The 20,329-nt window shown below is 59.7% G+C and carries 17 protein-coding genes; 9 read left to right on the top strand and 8 right to left on the bottom strand.

Going from position 1 to position 20,329, the window contains the following annotated elements:
- The first annotated feature begins 230 nt into the window (after positions 1 to 230).
- From BHC62_RS15640 to BHC62_RS15630, 3 genes are all read left to right on the top strand, one after another.
- Complete coding sequence (locus BHC62_RS15640) at positions 231 to 632, top strand: response regulator (RefSeq protein ID WP_029298066.1); 402 nt, start codon at positions 231 to 233, stop codon at positions 630 to 632.
- 353 nt (positions 633 to 985) lie between these two features.
- The gene (locus BHC62_RS15635; RefSeq protein ID WP_029298064.1) at positions 986 to 1,612 is read left to right on the top strand and encodes a response regulator transcription factor; all 627 of its coding nucleotides are present in this window, start codon (positions 986 to 988) and stop codon (positions 1,610 to 1,612) included.
- Positions 1,613 to 1,620: 8 nt separating this feature from the next.
- Positions 1,621 to 5,247 carry a transporter substrate-binding domain-containing protein gene (locus tag BHC62_RS15630; RefSeq protein WP_070995462.1) on the top strand — a complete coding sequence of 1,209 codons (3,627 nt, stop codon included), beginning with the start codon at positions 1,621 to 1,623 and terminating at the stop codon, positions 5,245 to 5,247.
- A 114-nt stretch (positions 5,248 to 5,361) separates the two neighbouring features.
- Here BHC62_RS15630 and BHC62_RS15625 read toward each other — a convergent pair whose 3' ends face one another.
- Both BHC62_RS15625 and BHC62_RS15620 read right to left on the bottom strand, forming a co-directional pair.
- Positions 5,362 to 5,844 carry a GAF domain-containing protein gene (locus tag BHC62_RS15625; protein WP_070995461.1) on the bottom strand — a complete coding sequence of 161 codons (483 nt, stop codon included), beginning with the start codon at positions 5,842 to 5,844 and terminating at the stop codon, positions 5,362 to 5,364.
- The gene (locus BHC62_RS15620) at positions 5,841 to 6,731 is read right to left on the bottom strand and encodes an ATP-binding protein (RefSeq protein ID WP_070995460.1); all 891 of its coding nucleotides are present in this window, start codon (positions 6,729 to 6,731) and stop codon (positions 5,841 to 5,843) included. The genes BHC62_RS15625 and BHC62_RS15620 overlap by 4 nt, the downstream gene beginning before the upstream one ends.
- Before the next feature lie 165 nt (positions 6,732 to 6,896).
- On the opposite strand from BHC62_RS15620, the gene BHC62_RS15615 reads away from it, so the two are divergent.
- Positions 6,897 to 9,221 (top strand): response regulator, encoded by a 2,325-nt coding sequence (locus BHC62_RS15615; RefSeq protein WP_029298055.1) that lies wholly within the window; start codon positions 6,897 to 6,899, stop codon positions 9,219 to 9,221.
- Here the strand turns inward: BHC62_RS15615 and BHC62_RS15610 are convergent.
- The 3 genes from BHC62_RS15610 to msrB form a co-directional block, all read right to left on the bottom strand.
- On the bottom strand, positions 9,205 to 9,666 hold the full coding sequence (locus BHC62_RS15610) for a MarR family winged helix-turn-helix transcriptional regulator (protein ID WP_070995459.1): 462 nt from the start codon (positions 9,664 to 9,666) through the stop codon (positions 9,205 to 9,207). The genes BHC62_RS15615 and BHC62_RS15610 overlap by 17 nt on opposite strands.
- A complete protein-coding gene (locus tag BHC62_RS15605) occupies positions 9,663 to 10,148 on the bottom strand; it encodes a glutathione peroxidase (protein WP_029298051.1) in 486 nt (161 codons plus the stop codon). Before BHC62_RS15605 ends, BHC62_RS15610 begins: the two co-directional genes overlap by 4 nt.
- Before the next feature lie 211 nt (positions 10,149 to 10,359).
- Complete coding sequence (gene msrB, locus BHC62_RS15600; protein WP_029298046.1) at positions 10,360 to 10,752, bottom strand: peptide-methionine (R)-S-oxide reductase MsrB; 393 nt, start codon at positions 10,750 to 10,752, stop codon at positions 10,360 to 10,362.
- 203 nt (positions 10,753 to 10,955) lie between these two features.
- Here msrB and BHC62_RS15595 point away from each other — a divergent pair, with 203 nt between their 5' ends.
- Entirely contained in the window at positions 10,956 to 12,167 is a 1,212-nt protein-coding gene (locus BHC62_RS15595; protein ID WP_029298044.1) for a pyridoxal phosphate-dependent aminotransferase, read from the top strand.
- Between the two features lie 313 nt (positions 12,168 to 12,480).
- On the top strand, positions 12,481 to 13,368 hold the full coding sequence (gene htpX / locus BHC62_RS15590) for a protease HtpX (RefSeq protein WP_029298042.1): 888 nt from the start codon (positions 12,481 to 12,483) through the stop codon (positions 13,366 to 13,368).
- 56 nt (positions 13,369 to 13,424) lie between these two features.
- On the opposite strand, the gene BHC62_RS15585 is transcribed toward htpX, so the two are convergent.
- Positions 13,425 to 14,081, bottom strand: coding sequence for a thiopurine S-methyltransferase (locus BHC62_RS15585; RefSeq protein ID WP_070995458.1), 657 nt, complete (start codon positions 14,079 to 14,081; stop codon positions 13,425 to 13,427).
- Positions 14,082 to 14,184: 103 nt separating this feature from the next.
- Between BHC62_RS15585 and BHC62_RS15580 the strand changes: the two genes are divergently transcribed.
- Complete coding sequence (locus BHC62_RS15580; RefSeq protein ID WP_029298038.1) at positions 14,185 to 14,952, top strand: class III extradiol ring-cleavage dioxygenase; 768 nt, start codon at positions 14,185 to 14,187, stop codon at positions 14,950 to 14,952.
- Between the two features lie 116 nt (positions 14,953 to 15,068).
- On the opposite strand, the gene BHC62_RS15575 is transcribed toward BHC62_RS15580, so the two are convergent.
- Entirely contained in the window at positions 15,069 to 16,742 is a 1,674-nt protein-coding gene (locus tag BHC62_RS15575) for a DEAD/DEAH box helicase (RefSeq protein ID WP_017136163.1), read from the bottom strand.
- 422 nt (positions 16,743 to 17,164) lie between these two features.
- On the opposite strand from BHC62_RS15575, the gene BHC62_RS15570 reads away from it, so the two are divergent.
- Positions 17,165 to 17,956, top strand: coding sequence for a crotonase/enoyl-CoA hydratase family protein (locus tag BHC62_RS15570; protein ID WP_029298036.1), 792 nt, complete (start codon positions 17,165 to 17,167; stop codon positions 17,954 to 17,956).
- A 113-nt stretch (positions 17,957 to 18,069) separates the two neighbouring features.
- Here the strand turns inward: BHC62_RS15570 and BHC62_RS15565 are convergent, their stop codons facing one another.
- Complete coding sequence (locus BHC62_RS15565; protein WP_029298032.1) at positions 18,070 to 18,825, bottom strand: spermidine synthase; 756 nt, start codon at positions 18,823 to 18,825, stop codon at positions 18,070 to 18,072.
- Between the two features lie 142 nt (positions 18,826 to 18,967).
- Here BHC62_RS15565 and BHC62_RS15560 point away from each other — a divergent pair, with 142 nt between their 5' ends.
- Entirely contained in the window at positions 18,968 to 20,314 is a 1,347-nt protein-coding gene (locus tag BHC62_RS15560; protein WP_029298031.1) for a class II 3-deoxy-7-phosphoheptulonate synthase, read from the top strand.
- Positions 20,315 to 20,329 lie beyond the last annotated feature (15 nt).

Genomic DNA, 20,329 nt, shown 5'->3' with positions numbered 1-20,329 from the left:
GCTTTCCTGCCTGGGCACTTACCTCGAAGAATCGACCTACGCTGGCACCAGAGCGGCCTGATCGAATTCGCCCCAACACCCGATGAATAATCACCCCTCTCTGATCCAACCCAGCGATCAGCTCCTACATTCACGCCAACCCACGATCGCCCAGCGCCTGGTTCATTGGGCAATTCAACACAGGCAATGGCTTGCACTTTGCGCCTGCAGCTACTTCCACGGAACTTCCTATGCCAGAACGACAATTGCGCATCCTGTTGGTGGAAGATCACCCGTTTCAACTCCTGGCCATCCAATGCCTGCTCAAGAGTTTCGGTTTCAGCCAACTGACCCCCGCTGAAAATGCCGAACAGGCGATCAAGTTGATGAGGACGACCGAGGCCCCCTTCGATGTCATGTTATGTGATCAATGCCTGCCCGACCTCACCGGCTTGGAGCTGGTGGAGATCGCCAGCCATGCAGGTTTTGTCAAAAGTGCGGTATTGCTAAGTAGCCTACCGGCCGTTGAACTGGAATATCTGAAAACCCTCGCCATACAACGCGACTTGCGTCTGCTTGGGTATTTGCCCAAGCCCTTGAACAAAGAAGCCTGGATCGAGTTGATCAGCCAATCAGGGCTCGGCCAGGACTAAAGAGTGTGGCCCTGGACTTGAGCTAAAACCGTGGGTCAAACCTGAAGAACGCTGCCGCACCCGCACTCTGTTATTCCCAAGGTAACTTTTCAAATTTCTACGTAGGACATTAAACACTTCTGCAAATGAAATATCGCCCTTCTCCAACCTATCAATAACACCGCACAACTTTAAAGCGTTCCACCTAAGAAACTCTTACAATACGACCAAGAAAGCCTTAGCGCATCGTAGTCCAATACCTTTTTATACGTAGGATTTTTCCTGTTTTATACCTACTCAGCCTTCCCTTCATGCTCCTGACCTACCTTCTGAGCTAATGTGCGCGCTAATTTGCACTAGTATGGAATTGCCTCATGAATACAGTTTTTATTATTGACGACCATCCGGTTATTCGACTTGCAATCCGAATGTTGCTGGAACATGAAGGTTACAAAGTAGTCGGTGAAACAGATAACGGTTGCGACGCGATACAAATGGTCCGCGAATGCCTTCCAGACCTCATCATACTTGATATCAGTATTCCCAAGCTCGACGGTCTGGAGGTCCTTTGCAGGTTCAACGCCATGAGCACGCCAATGAAAACCCTGATTCTAACGGCCCAATCCCCGACACTTTTTGCTACACGCTGCATGCGTTCAGGTGCCGACGGTTATGTCTGCAAAAAAGGTGACTTAAGCGAACTGCTAAGTGCAATCAGGGCTGTACTTTCAGGTTACAACTATTTCCCAAGCCAGGCCTTGAATACCACAGACGCCGAACTGGGCGAAAACGAAGAATTGATACTTTTCAAATCAGTCAATGACCGAGAACTTATGGTCTTACAACTTTTTGCGCAAGGTCGCACAAACAAGGAAATTGCCAAAGGCATGTTCCTCAGCAATAAAACTGTCAGCACTTATAAAAAACGTTTAATGCAAAAACTCAAAGCCAAGTCTTTGGTAGAACTTATCGAGATGGCAAAACGCAACGCGTTAGTGTGAGAAACAGGATGCCAAGGCGTTTAAAGGACTATCTAATCATTTTGAGTATCGGGCTGTGCTTGAGTACAGCCGTGCCAGCCACTCAAACCGCTCCAGAACGCTACTCTCTGCTCAGCCGTGCCGGTATCGCTCAGTTGGACGTTCAACTGGACCCTAGCCAGCGCCAATGGCTACAAAACAAGCGCGAACTGGTGCTAGGCACCTCGATACCCGACTACCCGCCTTTCGACATCACCGCCAGCGGGCATGACTACGAAGGTATTACTGCCGATTACGCAGGCATCCTCGCCAAAGCCCTGGCAGTGCCCGTCACCGTGATGCGCTACCCGTCGCGGGAAGCGGCAATGCAGGCGCTGGAAGACGGGAAAATCGATTTGCTGGGTAGCGCCAACGGCTTTGAAGCGAACAACGCCGACATTGTCCTATCAACACCCTACGCGGTCGACCAGCCAGTGCTGGTCACCCGTGACGCAGAAACCCGCCCGCTCGACGAGGGGCTGGCGGGCATGCGCCTGAGCCTCGTCTACCACTACCTGCCGCTCAAGGAAGTCGAAGCGCTGTACCCCAACGCGATCATCCAGGTCTATCCGTCTTACTTGAATGCGCTGAACGCCGTAGCGTTCGACCAGGCCGATGTATTTCTCGGCGATACCATTTCCACCCACTACATGATCAACAAGGGCTACCTGAAGAACATCCGCATGGCCAATTTCGGCAAGCACGAAGCCTACGGCTTCAGTTTTGCCGTACATCGCGGCCAGCAAACCCTGCTGAGCATCGTCGATGCGGTCCTCGCCAGCGTCGAGCCCTACGAGCGCGAAAGCATCGCCAAACGCTGGAGCGCAGGCAGCGATATCCTGCTGAGCGACCACAAGCTGCAGTTGAGCCGGCGTGAAGAACGCTGGCTCAAGGACCATCCGGTGGTGAAAGTGGTCATCAACGAAACCTTCGCGCCACTGACGTTCGTCGATTCAGACGGCCAATTGCGGGGCATGACCGCCGACCTGCTGGAGCTGATCCGCCTGCGCACGGGCTTGCGCCTGGAGTTCCAGCACACCCGCAACGTCAACCAGATGATCGAGCAGGTCGAGAACGGCAGCGCCGACATCATTGCCGCCATCAGCCCGACCCGCGAACGTGAAACCAGGCTCAATTTCAGCCGTCCCTACCTGCAGAACTCCTACGTCCTGCTCACACGCAAGGAGCCCGGCGCCCCTTCCAGCCTTGAGCAACTGGCAGGAAAAAAACTGGCTATCACCCAAGGCAACCCCCTGGTGGATTATCTGCATCGGGAATTTGCACAGATCACCCTGGTACAGGCCGACGATACGTTCAAGGCCTCGGAAATGCTCGCACAGGGGCAAGTGGATGGGGCCGTCAATTCCTTGGTGGTCGCCAACTACTTCCTTTCGTCCCAGTTCTTTCAGGACCGATTGCAGATCAGTTCAAGTATCGGTACGCAACTGGCCTCTTTTTCCCTGGCAACGTCGCGCAGCGCTACAGAACTGGCCTCCATACTGGACAAGGCCCTGCTCAGCATCGCGCCGGATGAACTGGGGGTTATCAACAACCGCTGGCGTGGCTACACGGCCGCATCCGACAGCTATTGGCGCAACTACCACCGCCTGATTATCCAGATCATCAGCGCTGCCGGGCTGCTGCTGCTCACCTCGCTGGCCTGGAACGGCTACATGCGCAGGCAGATCAAGCACCGACAGATGGCAGAGCGGGCCTTGAGCGACCAATACGAATTCATGCGTGCCCTGGTCAATGAAACTCCTCACCCCATCTACGTGCGCGATCGTAATGGTTTGCTGCAGACGTGCAATGACAGTTACCTGCAGGTCTTCGGCGTCAGGCGCGAAGAGGTCATTGGCAAGAGTGTCATGCAAATCAGCCTGGCGGATGCGGCCCAGGCCAACCAGTACCATGCCGACTATCTGCGAGTGGTGGCCGAAGGCACGCCACTGATCCTTGACCGCTCCCTGGACATTGGCGGGCAGCACCTGACGATCTATCACTGGATCCTGCCTTACCGGGATTCGGTCGGTAAGGTGCAGGGCATCATCGGCGGCTGGATCGATATCAGCGAACGTCGCCAATTATTCGATGACCTGCGCGCCGCCAAGGACCGCGCAGATGAAGCCAATCGCGCAAAAAGCACGTTCCTGGCGACCATGAGCCATGAGATCCGCACGCCCATGAACGCGGTGATCGGCATGCTGGAATTGACCCTGAAACGGGCCGATCAGGGGCACCTGGACCGTCCGGCGATCGAGGTGGCCTACAACTCGGCCAAGGACTTGCTGGAGTTGATTGGCGATATCCTCGACATCGCGCGCATTGAGTCGGGCCGCCTGAGCCTGGCGCCGGAGCGCGTCGACCTGCGGGAGCTGATCGAGTCCGTCGTGCGGGTGTTCGATGGCCTGGCACGCCAGAAAAACCTCAACCTGTTGCTGGAGTTCAATCCCGGCGTCGAAGAACGTGACGTGCAGATCGATCCCCTGCGCTTCAAACAGGTCCTGTCGAACCTGGTGAGCAACGCCATCAAGTTCACCGAGCAGGGAGACGTGAAGATCAAGGTAGATATCCAGGCCACCGGACAGCCACAACAGATCCAGATGAAACTGGTGGTCGAGGACACCGGTATCGGTATCAGCCGGGATGACCAGCAACGCCTGTTCGAACCTTTTTCCCAAGCCGACAATTCCGGGCACCTGGCCAGGAGCGGCGCCGGTCTTGGCCTGGTGATCTGTCGCAGCTTGTGCGAGATGATGGGCGGAGAGCTGGCCCTGAGCAGCGTCCCCAGCGTGGGCACCCAGGTGTTTGTCTCGCTGCAACTGACCAGCCTGCCTCCTGCCTACCCGCTGATCGAACTCAAGCCCGCGGCCCAGGATGCCGCAGCCGTGCTGAATGTACTGGTGGTGGACGACCATCCGGCCAACCGCCTGCTCATGTGCCAGCAACTGGGCTTCCTCGGGCATCGCTTCACCGCAGTCCACAATGGTGCGGCGGGCTTCCAGGCCTGGCGCCAGGAACACTTCGACCTGATCATTGCCGACTGCAATATGCCGGTAATGAACGGTTATGAACTGACCCGTTCAATCCGTGAACATGAGCGACGGGAGAGCATCACGCCCTGTGTCATTCTGGGCTTCACCGCCAATGCCCAACCGGAGGAAAAACAGCGCTGCCGGGACGCGGGCATGAATGACTGCCTGTTCAAGCCCATCAGCCTCACGACACTGGAGCGCCAACTGGCCGAAATCACCCCATACGCGCCATCGCGGATCTTTGACCTCGACGGCCTGAACGCCCTTACCGGCGGTGATCCACTGCTGAGCCAGCGTCTGCTGGAAGAACTGTTGAGCAGCAGCCGGCGCGATCGCGACGAACTCATGGCATTGCTCCTGCAAGGTGCCCGCCAGGGCCTGATCGACCAGGCCCACAAGATCAAGGGCGCCGCCAGGATCGCCCAGGCCGGCGTATTGGCCGAACAATGTGAGCTGCTGGAACAGGCTGGCGAAGATGCCGACCTGGCGCAATTCGAGACCTGGGTCAAGGCCATCGAAAAAGCCATGCTCGACCTTGAGCACGTACTGCAGGAGCAACTGGACACCCTCGCTCCACTGTAGGAGCCGGCTTGCCGGCGATGGTCGCTAACGAAGACGTGGGGTTCCTGACACCCCCCATGTACTCTTACGGACACCATCGCAGGCAAGCCAGCTCCCACAGGGGACGGCGCTTAGTCAGCAGGCAGTCAACCGCAGGAAGATCGCTACCAGCCGCTCAATACCCACCTGATCCTCAGCACTGAAACGCGCCAGTTTCGGACTATCCAGATCCAGCACCCCAATCAACGTCCCATCCTTGATCAACGGCACCACCAGTTCACTGTTGGAGGCACTGTCGCAGGCAATGTGCCCGGCAAACGCATGCACATCTTCCACCCGCTGGGTTTGTCGCGAAGCCGCCGCGGCACCACACACGCCCCGGCCGAACGCAATCCGCACGCAGGCGATCTGCCCCTGGAAAGGCCCGAGCACTAGTTCTTCATCACGGTTGAGATAAAAACCAGCCCAGTTCAAGTCATCGAGCTGGTTGTACAGGAACGCGGAAAACTGCGCCGCGTTGGCGATAAAGTCACGCTCATCGGCCAGCAGCGATTCCAGCTGTGCACAAAGCATGGCGTATCCATCAAGGCCGCTGCCGGCCTCTTGCAAGTCGATCATGGATGGCGCTCCAGCAGTTTAAGGCCCACCCAGTAGCGGGCAAATTGGTAGGCACAGCGGCCGTTGCGATTGCCACGGCCCGTCGCCCAGCGCACCGCAAGGATGTCGAGTGCTTCATCACGCTGCCACTGCAAGCCGGCCTTGTTCGCCAACTCACCGATCCAGTGCTCCACCACGTCCAGGAAATGCTCCTGGGTGAACGGGTAGAACGACAACCACAAGCCAAAACGGTCGGACAAGGCAATCTTGTCTTCCACGGCCTCACTGGGATGCAGCTCACCGTCCACGCGCTTCCAGTTGTCGTTGTCGCTCTGGTTTTCCGGCACCAAGTGACGACGGTTCGAGGTGGCGTACAGCAACACGTTTTCCGGGGCCTGCTCCAGCGAGCCGTCGAGCACGCTCTTGAGCACACGATAATCGCCTTCGCCAGCCTCAAACGACAGGTCGTCGCAGAACAGGATAAAACGCTGTGGCAGCTTGAGTAGCTGTTCGACCACACGCGGCAGGTCAGCCAGGTGATCACGCTCGATTTCGATCAAGCGCAAGCCGGCCTTGGCATGCTGGGCCAGCAACGCGCGGACCATGGACGATTTGCCAGTACCACGCGAGCCCCAGAGCAACGCATGGTTGGCAGGCAGGCCGTCGAGAAACTGTTGGGTATTGCGCGCCAATTGCTCGCGCTGCTTGTCGACGCCGATCAGGTCGGACAGGCGCATATCCAGGCTGACTTCCAGTGGCAACAGAAAGCCGCTGCGGCCCTCGCGCTGCCAGCGGGCTGCCAGGCAGTGATTCCAGTCAATCACCGCGCGAGGGGCTGGCAACAGGGGTTCCAGACGAGCAAGCACCGCATCGGCCCGCTCAAGAAAGGCATTCAATCGAGAATCCATGACTATTCCTGTGGCAAGTTTTTGTAAAAGATGGCGTATTGGCAACCCTGACGCAGCTGCCAGACGGTTGCACCTGAAAAACGATTCATACCGGGCAAGGCTGGCGCTGAGGATGTTCAGCTATGCTTGCCGGGCGAAGGGAAACGTAAAGTGGCTCAGCACCCAATGGATATCAAGTTCGCCCACCGCTTGTCTTATAAACAAGCCAGACTGACTGTGCTGGTCGGTTTCGTATTGGGAACCTTGCTCAGCCTGATCCAAATCGGCATTGATTATGCCAGCGAAGATGCTTCCATCAACCGTGAAATACATGCGCTGCTGGAAATCAGTCACAACCCGGCCTCACGCATCGCCTACAACATCGACGCAGAACTGGCCCAGGAACTGACCCTGGGCCTGCTGCACTCCCCCGCCATTACCCGGGCGCAACTGGTCGATAACAATGGCCTGGTGCTGGCTGATGTTGATCGGCCGCGCAAGGAGAGCCGCTACCGCCCCATCAGCGACTTCCTGTTCGGCGCCAACCGCCAGTTCGAAGACCGCCTGTACCTCACCCATATGCCCGGCGAATCCCTCGGCGTGCTGCGTCTTGACGTCGATACCTACGCATTTGGCAGCCGTTTCCTGCGCCGCGCCGAGATCACCCTGCTCAATGGCTTTGCCCGCAGCCTGATCCTGACCGGCATCCTCCTGGGCCTGTTCTACGTGATGCTGACCCAGCCATTGGTGCGCATCATCCACGAACTGAGTACACGCAGCCCCGGCAGTGCACCCCAGGCCCGCCTGGATTGCCCGCCCGGGCACGAACACGATGAGATCGGTGTGCTGGTCAACGTCGCCAACCAACAGTTCGAGAATATGGAGACCGAAATCCAGCAACGACGCCACGCCGAAGACCGCCTGACCGAGTACCTTGGCCAGTTGGAAGACATTGTTTCGGCGCGTACCACCGAGCTCAAGGCGATCAACCAGCGGCTGAGCCAATCCAACGAAGAACTGGAGGCCTCGAAAATGACCGCCCTGGGCATGGCCCAGGCACGGGCGGCCTTCCTCGCCAACATGAGCCACGAGATCCGCACCCCGCTCAATGGCTTGCTGGGCATGATCGCGCTATCCCTGGACAGCGCGCTGAATGCCGAGCAACGCCAACAACTGTCGATTGCTCATGACTCCGGCAAAGTCCTGGTAGAGCTGCTCAACGATATTCTCGACCTGTCCAAGTTCGATGCCGGGCAACTGGAACTGGAGAGCATCCCCTTCGACCTCGGGTCCCTGGTGGAAGACACCGCCAACCTGCTGTCACAAAACGCCGCGCCCAGCGTGGAATTGACCTGCCTGATCGACCCACAGTTTCCCGCCCAAGTCGTGGGTGATCCGACCCGGGTCCGGCAGATTGTCAGTAACCTGCTGTCCAATGCCTTGAAGTTCACCCGCTTCGGCCGCGTCGATGTACGACTTAATGCGCAACCCGATGGCGTGCGCATAGAAGTGTGCGACACCGGTATCGGCATTGCCCAGGAGGCGCAGGCGCGGATCTTCAAACCCTTCACCCAGGCGGGTGCTGGTATTACCCGACAGTTCGGCGGGACTGGCCTGGGCCTGGCCCTGACCCATAATCTTTGCGAGGCCATGCAAGGCCGGCTGACCATCAGTTCAGAAACCGGCTTCGGCAGCCAGTTCTGTGCCGAACTGCCACTCCCAGCCCACACACCGGCCGTGCGGTTCGGGCCGTTGAGCGGCGAAGTTGCAGTCATTACCGGGGCCAGCAGCGGCTTGGCGGAACTGCTGCAGACCCTGCTGCCGCACTGGGGACTAACGCCGCACAGCTATACGATCGACGATGACTTGAGCGGCCTGGCACCGGACGTCCTCATCACCGACTGCCCCGAATGCCTGTTCCGCCTGCGCCCGAGCATCCGCGCACCGATCCTGCTGGTCACCGCCTACGGCAGCTTCATGCCCAGCGAGGAAGTGGCCGCGCTGGCGCCCCTGCAACAGCAGGCACGCCCGCTGAGCCGCGCGGCGTTGTATCAGGTTTTGCACCGCACCCTGCGCGCCGACAGTGAAATCGTCCTCGACCTGGCCCAATTGGAAACCAGCCCGGTCGCCCACCGGGCGCGCATCCTGTTGGTGGAAGACAACCCGGTCAATCAGTTGGTAGCCAAAGGCATGCTCAGCAAGCTTGGCTGCGAGGTGGTGGTCGCCGCCCACGGCGGCGAGGCGTTGAAACAGTTGGAGGAACAACGTTTCGATATGGTGCTGATGGACTGCAACATGCCGGTCATGGACGGCTACGAGGCAAGCCGGCAGATTCGCCGCAGCGGGCGCTGGCCAGAGCTGCCGATTGTCGCACTGACCGCCAATGCCCTGGCCGAGGAGCGCGAACGGTGCAGGGCCGCCGGGATGAACGACTACCTGGCCAAGCCCTTTCGCCGCGAAGAACTCAACGCCCTGCTCGACCTCTGGGTGCCGACTACGACAACGCTTTGATTTGCCGCAACAGCTGGTCCAGCCCCTGGCGCAGGGCGTCGGCGTGGCTCAGGTCCACGCCGCTGTCACACAACAGGCGGGCCTTCAGCGGCTGGACGCGATCACGCAGCGCCTGGCCTGCTTCGCTAAGACTGAGGTGCACTTCACGCTCATCGGCCGCGCTACGGCGACGTTTGATCAGCGCCAGCTGTTCCAGGCGCTTGAGCAGCGGCGTCAAAGTGCCGGAGTCGAGCAACAAGCGCTCCCCCAGCGCCTTGACCGTCGGCGGGTGCGGCGCGCAGGCGTGCCATTCCCACAGCACTAACATGACCAGGTATTGCGGATACGTCAGGCCCAACTGGTCAAGCATCGGCTTATAGGCACGCGTCACCGCCCGGGAGGCGGCGTACAGCTTGAAACACAACTGGTCATCCAAGGCCAGGGATACGCTAGGCAAGTCTGTCATTTAAGCAACGCTTCGATCTCTTGGGTCAGTTCCTGGGGCTTGGTGGTCGGGGCAAAACGCTTGACCACCTGGCCATCGCGGCCGATCAGGAACTTGGTGAAGTTCCACTTGATGCCCTTGGAACCCAGCAGGCCTGGCGCACGCTGCTTCAACTGCACAAACAGCGGATGGGCCTCACCCCCATTGACATCGACCTTCTTGAACAGCGGGAAACTGACACCGAAGTTCAGCTCACAGAACTCAGAAATCGCCCCCTCGTTGCCCGGCTCCTGCTTGCCGAACTGGTTGCACGGAAACCCCAACACCACCAACCCCTGGTCCTTGTACTGCTGCCAGAGCTGCTCAAGGCCTTTGTACTGGGGGGTAAACCCACACTTGCTGGCGGTGTTGACCACGAGGATCGCCTTACCGGCGAAGTCCGCCAGGGTCTTTTGCTCGCCCTTGATGGTGGTGCAGGGAATGGTCAGCAGGTTGTCGCTCATGACAAGGCCTCAAGAAGTAAAGAAGACAAGATAAACATAGCGAGCAATTCAATTGCACACAATATGATTAACCAAACCGATATCCCGACATTCTCCCCTTGTAGGAGCGGGCTTGCCCGCGAAAAACGCCCAGACGCTGCGTTCACCCAGGCAGCCCGCGTCACCGTTAACGATCTTCGCGGGCAAGTCCGCTCCTACACAACGCAGGGTTTCAACGGGGAACCAGGTCCAGGCACACCGAGTTGATGCAGTAACGCAAGCCAGTAGGCGGCGGTCCATCAGGGAACACGTGCCCCAAATGCGCATCGCACTTGGCACAGGTCACTTCGGTGCGAATCATCCCGTGGCTGACATCGCGAATCTCGATCATCGCGCTGTCGGCAATCGGCTCATAAAAACTGGGCCAGCCACAACCGGCATCGAACTTGGTCTTGGAATCGAACAGCGGCTCATTGCAGCAAATACAGTGATACACACCATCGGTGGTGGTGGCGTTGTACTTACCGGAAAACGGCCGTTCGGTGCCCTTGAGGCGGCACACCTGGTACTGCGCCGGATCGAGCATTTCCCGCCATTCATCCAGGGTCTTATCCAACTTTTCCATCAATACACCTCGACAACTGAAAAAGCCTGATCTGTGTCTTTTCCATGGATCAGGCGGCACGTATGATTGCGCCTCTTCAAAACGCCAGTCTGGCACCCGCGTTATCGGCATTCAAACGTATTTATGGGTCAGGCCACACGCAGGATTCCCAGCACGGTAGTCTTCACATCGTCTGGATCGTTCATTTTCGGGATCACATCGCCATGCAGGTCAGCAAATCGAACAAGCTCGCCAACGTCTGCTACGACATTCGCGGCCCAGTGCTCAAGCACGCCAAACGCCTGGAAGAGGAAGGCCATCGCATCCTCAAGCTGAACATTGGCAACCCGGCGCCCTTTGGTTTCGAAGCGCCGGATGAAATTCTCCAGGATGTGATCCGCAACCTGCCCACCGCCCAAGGCTACAGCGACTCCAAAGGTCTTTTCAGCGCGCGCAAGGCGGTGATGCAGTATTACCAGCAGAAGCAGGTGGAAGGGGTGGGTATCGAAGATATCTACCTGGGCAATGGCGTCTCCGAGCTGATCGTGATGGCCATGCAAGCCTTGCTCAACAATGGCGACGAAGTGCTAGTGCCCGCGCCGGACTACCCGCTGTGGACGGCCGCCGTGACCCTGGCCGGTGGCCATCCGGTGCATTACCTGTGCGACGAGCAAGCCAACTGGTGGCCGGACCTGGCCGACATCAAGGCCAAGATCACGCCCAACACCAAGGCACTGGTCATCATCAACCCCAACAACCCGACCGGCGCGGTGTATTCCAAGGAAGTCCTGCTGGGCATGCTGGAACTGGCGCGCCAGCACAACCTGGTGGTGTTCTCCGACGAGATCTACGACAAGATCCTCTATGACGACGCGGTGCACATCTGCACGGCCTCGCTCGCCCCGGACCTGTTGTGCCTGACCTTCAACGGCCTGTCCAAGTCCTACCGGGTGGCGGGCTTCCGCTCCGGTTGGGTCGCCATCTCCGGGCCCAAGCACAATGCCCAGAGCTATATCGAAGGCATCGATATGCTGGCCAATATGCGCCTGTGCGCCAACGTGCCGAGCCAACACGCGATCCAGACGGCACTGGGGGGTTACCAGAGCATCAACGACCTGGTGCTGCCCGCTGGCCGTCTGTTGGAGCAGCGCAACCGTACCTGGGAGCTGCTCAACGACATTCCCGGCGTCAGTTGCGTCAAACCCATGGGCGCCCTGTATGCCTTCCCACGGATCGACCCGAAAGTGTGCCCGATCCACAACGACGAGAAGTTCGTCCTCGACCTGCTGCTGTCGGAAAAGCTGCTGGTGGTCCAGGGCACGGCGTTCAACTGGCCGTGGCCTGATCACTTCCGCGTAGTGACCCTGCCGCGCGTGGATGACCTGGACATGGCCATCGGGCGCATCGGCAACTTCCTGAAGTCCTATCGCCAGTAACTGTGCTTTCGCTGTACGACCCGCTACAGGTCGTACAGCGAGTATCTGGCAACACATCTGTGCCCGCCTCGCGTAGAAACACCTTCTGCCCTGCCCCGCTTCCCCTCTACTCTGTACGTCCCAACAATCACGGGGCCCAAAGGCTGCCGAACGGGAATTTCCAGCTGCATCCAGAGTCAGAAATTCCCTTCAAGGCTCTACATTCACGCTGTAGGACACAGTTTGAAATAGTCGCCCGGTTGAATAGCCCAGTGCCGCACCTTATATACCCCGCAGTAAGCGACATATTAAGCATGAGGAGAATTCTACAACCATGATGCGCATCCTGCTGTTCTTGGCCACTAACCTGGCGGTCGTGCTGATTGCCAGCATCACCCTGAGCCTTTTCGGCTTCAACGGGTTCATGGCGGCCAACGGGGTTGATCTGAACCTCAATCAGCTGCTGGTTTTCTGTGCCGTCTTTGGTTTTGCCGGCTCGATCTTCTCGCTGTTCATCTCCAAGTGGATGGCGAAGATGAGCACCAGCACCCAGATCATCACCCAGCCGCGCACCCGGCATGAGCAATGGCTGCTGCAGACCGTCGAGCAACTGTCCCGCGAAGCCGGGATCAAGATGCCGGAAGTCGGGATCTTCCCGGCCTACGAGGCCAACGCTTTCGCCACCGGCTGGAACAAGAACGATGCTCTTGTTGCCGTCAGCCAGGGTTTGCTGGAGCGTTTCTCGCCCGACGAAGTGAAGGCCGTGCTGGCCCACGAGATCGGCCACGTCGCCAACGGCGACATGGTGACCCTGGCATTGGTCCAGGGCGTGGTGAACACCTTTGTCATGTTCTTCGCGCGGATCATCGGCAACTTTGTCGACAAGGTGATTTTCAAGAACGAAGGCGGCCAGGGTATCGCCTACTACGTGGCGACCATCTTTGCCGAACTGGTACTGGGCTTCCTCGCCAGCTCCATCGTGATGTGGTTCTCGCGCAAACGCGAATTCCGCGCCGACGAAGCCGGTGCCCAACTGGCCGGTACTGCCGCCATGATCGGCGCCCTGCAACGCCTGCGCTCCGAACAGGGCCTGCCGGTGCATATGCCTGACACCCTGAATGCCTTCGGCATCAACGGCGGCGTCAAGCAAGGCCTGGCACGGATGTTCATGAGCCACCCGCCGCTGGAAGAGCGGATCGACGCACTGCGTCGTCGCGGCTGACAGCCAGCGAGTAAAAAAGGGGCGATTCAATCGCCCCTTTTTTTGTGGGCGCAGGTTTAACACCCCGCCAGTTGGTAAACCCGCTCCTCCAGCCGCGTGACGCCAGCCTGGGCGAACTTCGGACTCTCGGCCAGGATATCCCGCTGCTCCAGGGTGCTCAGCCGCCAGTGCGCTCCCAGCAGCCTATGGACCTCATCGTCGCTGACCGCAAATGGCGGGCCTGCTTTCTGGGCCTGCTGATAGTCCAGGCTGATCAGCAAGCCACTATCCACCTGCGGCGTAATGGCCTGCAAATGCGCGGCATAACGCTCGCGCATCAACGGCGGCAAGGCAATCAGCGCCGCCCGGTCATAGAGGGCCGTGCAGCCCGCTGCATCCTCGCGACTCAACTCAAAAAAATCGCCGCACCACAACTCGATAGCGCCCGCCTGATAAACCTTGAAGCTTCCCCGCTGGCTGACTTGCGCAACCAGGCAATGCTCCTGGAAGAACTCTTGGACGGCCTTTTCCGAGAGCTCCACACCCAGCACCCCATACCCCTGCTGCACCAGCCACATCAGGTCCAGGCTTTTGCCACACAGCGGCACCAGTACCCGTGCCTGATTGGCCAACCCGAGGCCAGGCCAGTGCCGCAGCAGGTAGGGGTTGACCTCGGGCAGGTGAAAGCCGATCTGATTGCTTGCCCAGCGGTCATGCCAAAAGGTGGAGTCCATGAGTAGTCCTGAAAATTCGATCAAATAGCGCTAAAACTTATATTAGATTTAGATCAATGATCTGATTGAAGATGGTCCCATCTTAACCTTGAGGACCCCGCCCATGCTCCCCAGCCTGTTTATTTCCCACGGCTCGCCCATGCTGGCCCTGCAACCCGGCGCCAGCGGGCCGGCCCTTGAGCGACTGGCTGGCGCCCTGCCCCGGCCCAAGGCAATCGTGGTGATGTCTGCGCACTGGGAAAGCCATGAGTTACTGGTCAGTAGCAGTCCCGCCCCAGAAACCTGGCACGACTTCGGCGGCTTCCCCCGGGAACTGTTTGCGGTTCAGTATCCAGCGCCCGGCAACCCGGCACTCGCGCGGCAGATCGTCGAGTTGCTCGCCGCCGATGACCTACAGGCCCGCCTCGACAACCAGCGCCCTTTTGACCATGGCACTTGGGTGCCGCTGTCGTTGATGTATCCGGCGGCCGATATCCCCGTGGTGCAGGTGTCCTTGCCCAGCCATATGGGCCCCGCGCTGCAAACCCGGATCGGGCAGGCTCTCGCGAGCTTACGCACAGAAGGCGTTCTACTGATCGGTTCCGGCAGCATTACCCATAACCTCGGTGAGCTGGACTGGCGCGCCGGCCCGGAAAGCATTGAGCCCTGGGCGCGGGAATTTCGCGACTGGGTGGTCGACAAACTGTCCACACAGGATGAGGCCGCGTTGCACGACTACCGCCAGCAAGCGCCTTATGCGGTACGCAGCCATCCCAGCGATGAGCACTTGCTGCCGTTGTACTTCGCACGCGGCGCGGGTGGGCAGTTCAGTGTGGCGCACCAGGGGTTCACCCTGGGCGCCTTGGGGATGGATATCTATCGATTTGACTAACAGCGCTGGCTTGTCCCCTTTCCCCACAACACCCAGGGCCAGGTGAAATCCCAGGCAAAAAAATCCCCGAACCAGTCGGGGATTTTTTATGTTCGATCAATCAGCCTGCAGGCCGATCAATCTTCGCGATAGCGACGCAGCTTGAGCTGCTTGCCGGCAACGCGAGTGTCCTTCAGCTTGGCCAGCAACTTCTCCAGGCCATCTTCCGGCAGCTCCACCAGGGAGAAGCTGTCACGCACCTGGATGCGACCGATCGCTTCACGTGCCAGGCCACCCTCGTTGAGGATAGCGCCCAGCAGGTTCTTGGCGGCGATGCCATCACGCGCGCCCAGCGCGGTACGGCAGCGGGCACGGCCTTCAGCCAATGGAACCGGAGCGCGACGCTCGCGATCACCACGGTCCGGACGGTCACCCGTACGTTCTGGACGATCACCGCGCGGAGCGTTGTTCGGCACCAGTGGACGTTCTTTCTCGATCGCCGCCAGGGTCAGGGCCTGACCGTTGGTAGCCTTGCGCAGCAGGGCTGCAGCCAGGGCACGCGGGGTGCAACCGATATCGGCAGTCAGGCGGTCCAGCAGGTCGCCGTGGGTCGATTCAGCGTCAGCCACCAGCGGCGACAGGCTGTTGGTCAGTTTCTTGATGCGGGCATCGAGAACGGCCTGGGCATCCGGCAGGCGGACTTCGGCAACTTTCTGACCGGTTACACGCTCGATCACTTGCAGCATGCGGCGCTCACGCGGAGTCACCAGCAGCAGTGCACGACCTTCGCGCCCGGCACGGCCAGTACGGCCGATACGGTGAACGTAGGACTCTGGATCGTAAGGCATGTCAACGTTGAACACGTGGGTGATACGCGGAACGTCGAGACCACGAGCAGCTACGTCGGTCGCTACAACGATGTCCAGACGGCCATCCTTGAGGGAGTCGATCACGCGCTCACGTTGGTTCTGGGCAATGTCACCGTTCAGCGCAGCGGCTTTGTAGCCTTTGGCTTCCAGGGCACTGGCCAGGTCCAGGGTCGCTTGCTTGGTGCGCACGAACATGATCAGGGCGTCGAAGTCTTCGACTTCCAGCAGGCTCAATACAGCCGAGGTCTTCTGGTCAGCGTGAACCAACAGGTGAGCCTGTTCGATCGCGGTAACGGTCTGAGTCTTGGTCTGGATCTTCACGTGTTGCGGATCGCGCAGGTGGCGTTCAGCAATGGCACGGATCGACTGTGGCAGGGTGGCCGAGAACAGTACGGTCTGACGGGTCGGTGGCAGCGCCTTGAAGATGACTTCCAGGTCATCCATGAAGCCCAGCTTCAACATTTCGTCAGCTTCGTCGAGAACCAGGTGGTTCACGGTCGACAGCACTTTTTCGTCGCGACGCAGGTGGTCGCACAGACGGCCCGGGGTGGCGACAACGATCTGTGCGCCATTACGGATTGCTTTGAGTTGTGGGCCCATAGGCGCGCCGCCGTAAACGGCCACAACGGTAACGCCCGGCATTTGCTTGGCGTAGGTTTCGAAAGCGGTTGCTACTTGCAGCGCCAACTCACGGGTTGGCGCCAGGATCAGGGCTTGCGGCTCGCGCTTGGCAGGATCGATGCAATGCAGGATAGGCAGAGCGAACGCGGCGGTTTTACCGGTACCGGTTTGCGCCTGGCCAATCATGTCTTGGCCGGCCATGATGATCGGGATCGATTGCTGCTGAATAGCCGAAGGTTCTTCGTAGCCGGTCGCGATGACGGCAGCAAGAATGTTCGGGTTAAGATTAAAAGCGGCGAAGCCGCCGGTTTCCTGGGTCATGGGTCTGCCTCTAAGTGCATCCGCAAAGACCCATGCTCCAAAGCTGCGCATGCCGTGTTGAGACTCAAGAGTCGCCCTGGCTGCTTTGTCGGCGGGGATTTGCGAAAACGAATGAATGAAAAAGATTCGTCAAGGGAGAGTCCGCTGTGCGGACGTGCAGCCGAAGCTGACTTCGGGGAATTGCGCTACCTAAACGCGGCCCGGTTAAAGGCCGGCGCGCACTATACCGGAAATCCCTGAAAAAGGGAGCTTTTTTTATCGGAAAAGCCCATTCAAGTGCTCTGTGTCACAGGCTTTGCGCATCCTTGCAGGAGCGTCTATTTTTCAAAGGCCCGGCCCTGTTGGTCATTGCGCTTAAACGCTTCACCTTTTGCAGTGGGCCCTTCGGTCCGAAACTGCCTTTCGCGCCCGAGGATCTCCCCATGAATCAAGCCAGCAGCAGCCGCGTCAGCCGTGAACTACAAGGGCATGTCCTGCTGCTGGGGCTCGATCGGGTCGCCAAGCGCAACGCCTTTGACCTCGACCTGCTCAACGAACTGAGCCTGGCCTACGGCGAATTCGATCGCAATGAAGAAGCCCGCGTAGCCGTGGTGTTCGGCCATGGCGACCACTTCACCGCCGGGCTGGACCTGATCAACGTCGCACACACCATGGCCCAGGGCTGGCAACCGCCGCTGGGAGGCTGCGATCCGTGGGGTGTATTTGCCGGGCCGCGGGTCAGCAAGCCGGTGATCGTTGCCGCCCAGGGCTATTGCCTGACCATCGGTATCGAGCTGATGCTCGCAGCGGACATCAACCTGTGCGCCAGCAATACGCGCTTTGCGCAGATGGAAGTCCAGCGTGGGATCTTCCCTTTTGGTGGCGCCACCTTGCGCCTGCACCAGATCGCCGGCTGGGGCAATGCCATGCGCTGGCTACTGACTGGCGATGAGTTCGATGCCCATGAGGCCCTGCGCCTGGGGCTGGTGCAGGAGGTCATGGCCAGCGAAGACCTGCTGCCGCGGGCGCTGGCCCTGGCCAACCGGATCGCCAGCCAGGCGCCGCTGGGCGTGCAGGCGACTTTGACATCGGCACGCCAGGCGCGGGATGAAGGCGAGACTGCGGCGGCGGCCGGGTTGCCGGTGCTGGTCGAAAAACTGCTGAACAGCGAGGATGCCAAGGAAGGAGTGCGAGCGATGCTGGAGAAGCGGCCGGGGGTGTTCAAAGGTTTGTAAGCAGTCAGTGATGACCTCATCGCAGGCAAGCCCGCTCCCACATTTGACCGCATACACCTGTGGGAGCGGCGGTGCGACGATTCGACTTGCCCGCGATGGGCCAGTACAGACACCTACGTCGCCGGCCGAACAGCCTTGATCAACGCCTGCAACGAATACCCCAGGCGCGGCGCCAGCGCCTCGGCCCGCGCAGAAACCGCCGCCAGGTCCAGCGTCTGGTCCAGGTCCGCCGGCACCAGCAGGATCACGTTGCCCTCCTTGACCGGCAATTCCCAATAATGCCGATGATAAAGCCCGCGCAGCAGTGCAGCACCCAGCGGCTTGCCATCATCGGTCGCCCACTGGTTGATCACCAACCAACCGCCGGGGTTGAGTTTCTTCTGGCAGTTTTCCAGGAAGGTCCAGGCCAGGTGGCCAACCCCAGGCCCCACATCGGTATACAGGTCGACGAAAATCAGGTCTGCCGGCTCTGCCGTCTCCAGCAACTCCAACGCATCGCCCACGCGGATGTACAACCGCGGGTCATCATCCAACCCTAGATACTCGATAGCCAGGCGCGGCACGTCCGGACGCAGCTCAATGGCCTCGACATCCTCCAGGGGCAGGAACTTGAGGCACGCCTGGGTCAGCGTCCCGGCCCCCAGGCCGAGAAATAGCGCGCTTTCGGGCTGCTCATGGCACAAGGCGCCAATCAACATGGCGCGGGTGTAGTCGTACTCGAGCCAGCTGGGGTCGGCGGTGAACACACAGCTCTGCTCGATGGCATCGCCAAACTCGAGAAAGCGGTAGTCAGCCACTTCCAGCACGCGAATCATGCCGAAGTCATCATGGACCTCAGCCAACAGGCGCTCGACGCGCTCCTCAGTCATTTCATCTCCTAACGGGCCCGGGCACGGGCTCAAGCCGCCTGGTAGCAAGCGGGAAAGGCGCGATTGTCGGCCAAGCAGCGCCAGCAGGTCACGCACTAATTGCTGATAACATGCACGCTCCCGACATTCATTCGAGTTCACGATGAGCCAACCTTGGAGCCCCGACAGCTGGCGCGCCCTGCCGATCCAGCAACAACCCCGCTACCCCGACGCCGCACATTTGCTGCAGGTCGAGCAGAGCCTGGCCAGTTACCCGCCACTGGTCTTCGCCGGCGAAGCCCGGGAGCTGCGCCGCCAGTTTGCCGAGGTGACCCAGGGTCGCGCGTTCCTGCTGCAAGGTGGCGACTGCGCCGAGAGCTTTGCCGAGTTCTCCGCCGCAAAGATCCGTGACACGTTTAAAGTGTTGCTGCAAATGGCCATTGTCATGACCTTCGCCGCTGGCTGCCCGGTGGTCAAAGTCGGGCGCATGGCTGGCCAGTTCGCCAAGCCGCGCTCGGCCAACGATGAAACCATCGACGGCATCACCTTGCCTGCTTACCGTGGCGATATCGTCAATGGCATCGGTTTCGACGAGAAAAGCCGCGTCCCGGACCCCGACCGCCTGTTGCAGTCCTACCACCAGTCCACCGCCACCTTGAACCTGCTGCGGGCCTTCGCCCAGGGCGGCTTTGCCGACCTGCATCAGGTGCACAAGTGGAACCTGGACTTTATCGCCAACTCCGCGCTGGCCGACAAGTACAGCCAACTGGCGGATCGCATCGACGAGACCCTGGCCTTCATGCGCGCCTGCGGCATGGACACCTCGCCACAATTGCGCGAGACCAGCTTCTTCACCGCCCACGAAGCGCTGCTGCTCAACTACGAGCAAGCCTTCGTGCGCCGCGACAGCCTGACCAATGATTACTACGACTGCTCGGCCCACATGCTGTGGATCGGCGACCGCACGCGCCAGCTCGATGGCGCACACGTCGAGTTCCTGCGCGGGGTGAACAACCCGATCGGGGTCAAGGTCGGCCCGAGCATGAACCCCGACGACCTGATTCGCTTGATCGATATCCTCAACCCGGACAACGACCCCGGCCGCCTGAACCTGATCGCGCGCATGGGCGCCAGCAAGGTCGGCGATCACCTGCCCAACCTGATCCGTGCCGTGCAGCGCGAAGGCAAGCAGGTGCTGTGGAGCAGCGACCCGATGCATGGCAACACCATCAAGGCCAGCAGTGGCTACAAGACCCGGGACTTCGCGCAGATCCTCAGCGAAGTGAAGGAATTCTTCCAGGTCCATGAAGCCGAAGGTACTTACGCCGGCGGGATTCATATCGAAATGACCGGGCAAAATGTCACCGAGTGCATTGGTGGTGCGCGACCGATTACCGAAGATGGCTTGTCGGACCGCTACCACACCCACTGCGACCCGCGGATGAATGCCGATCAGTCGCTGGAGCTGGCGTTCCTGATTGCCGAGACGCTGAAGCAGGTTAAACGCTAGGACCGCGAGGCCCGC

It is taken from the genome of Pseudomonas sp. 06C 126, from assembly GCF_001855215.1.
Lineage (GTDB): Bacteria > Pseudomonadota > Gammaproteobacteria > Pseudomonadales > Pseudomonadaceae > Aquipseudomonas > Aquipseudomonas proteolytica.
This window is presented reverse-complemented; position numbering and strand designations above follow the sequence as displayed.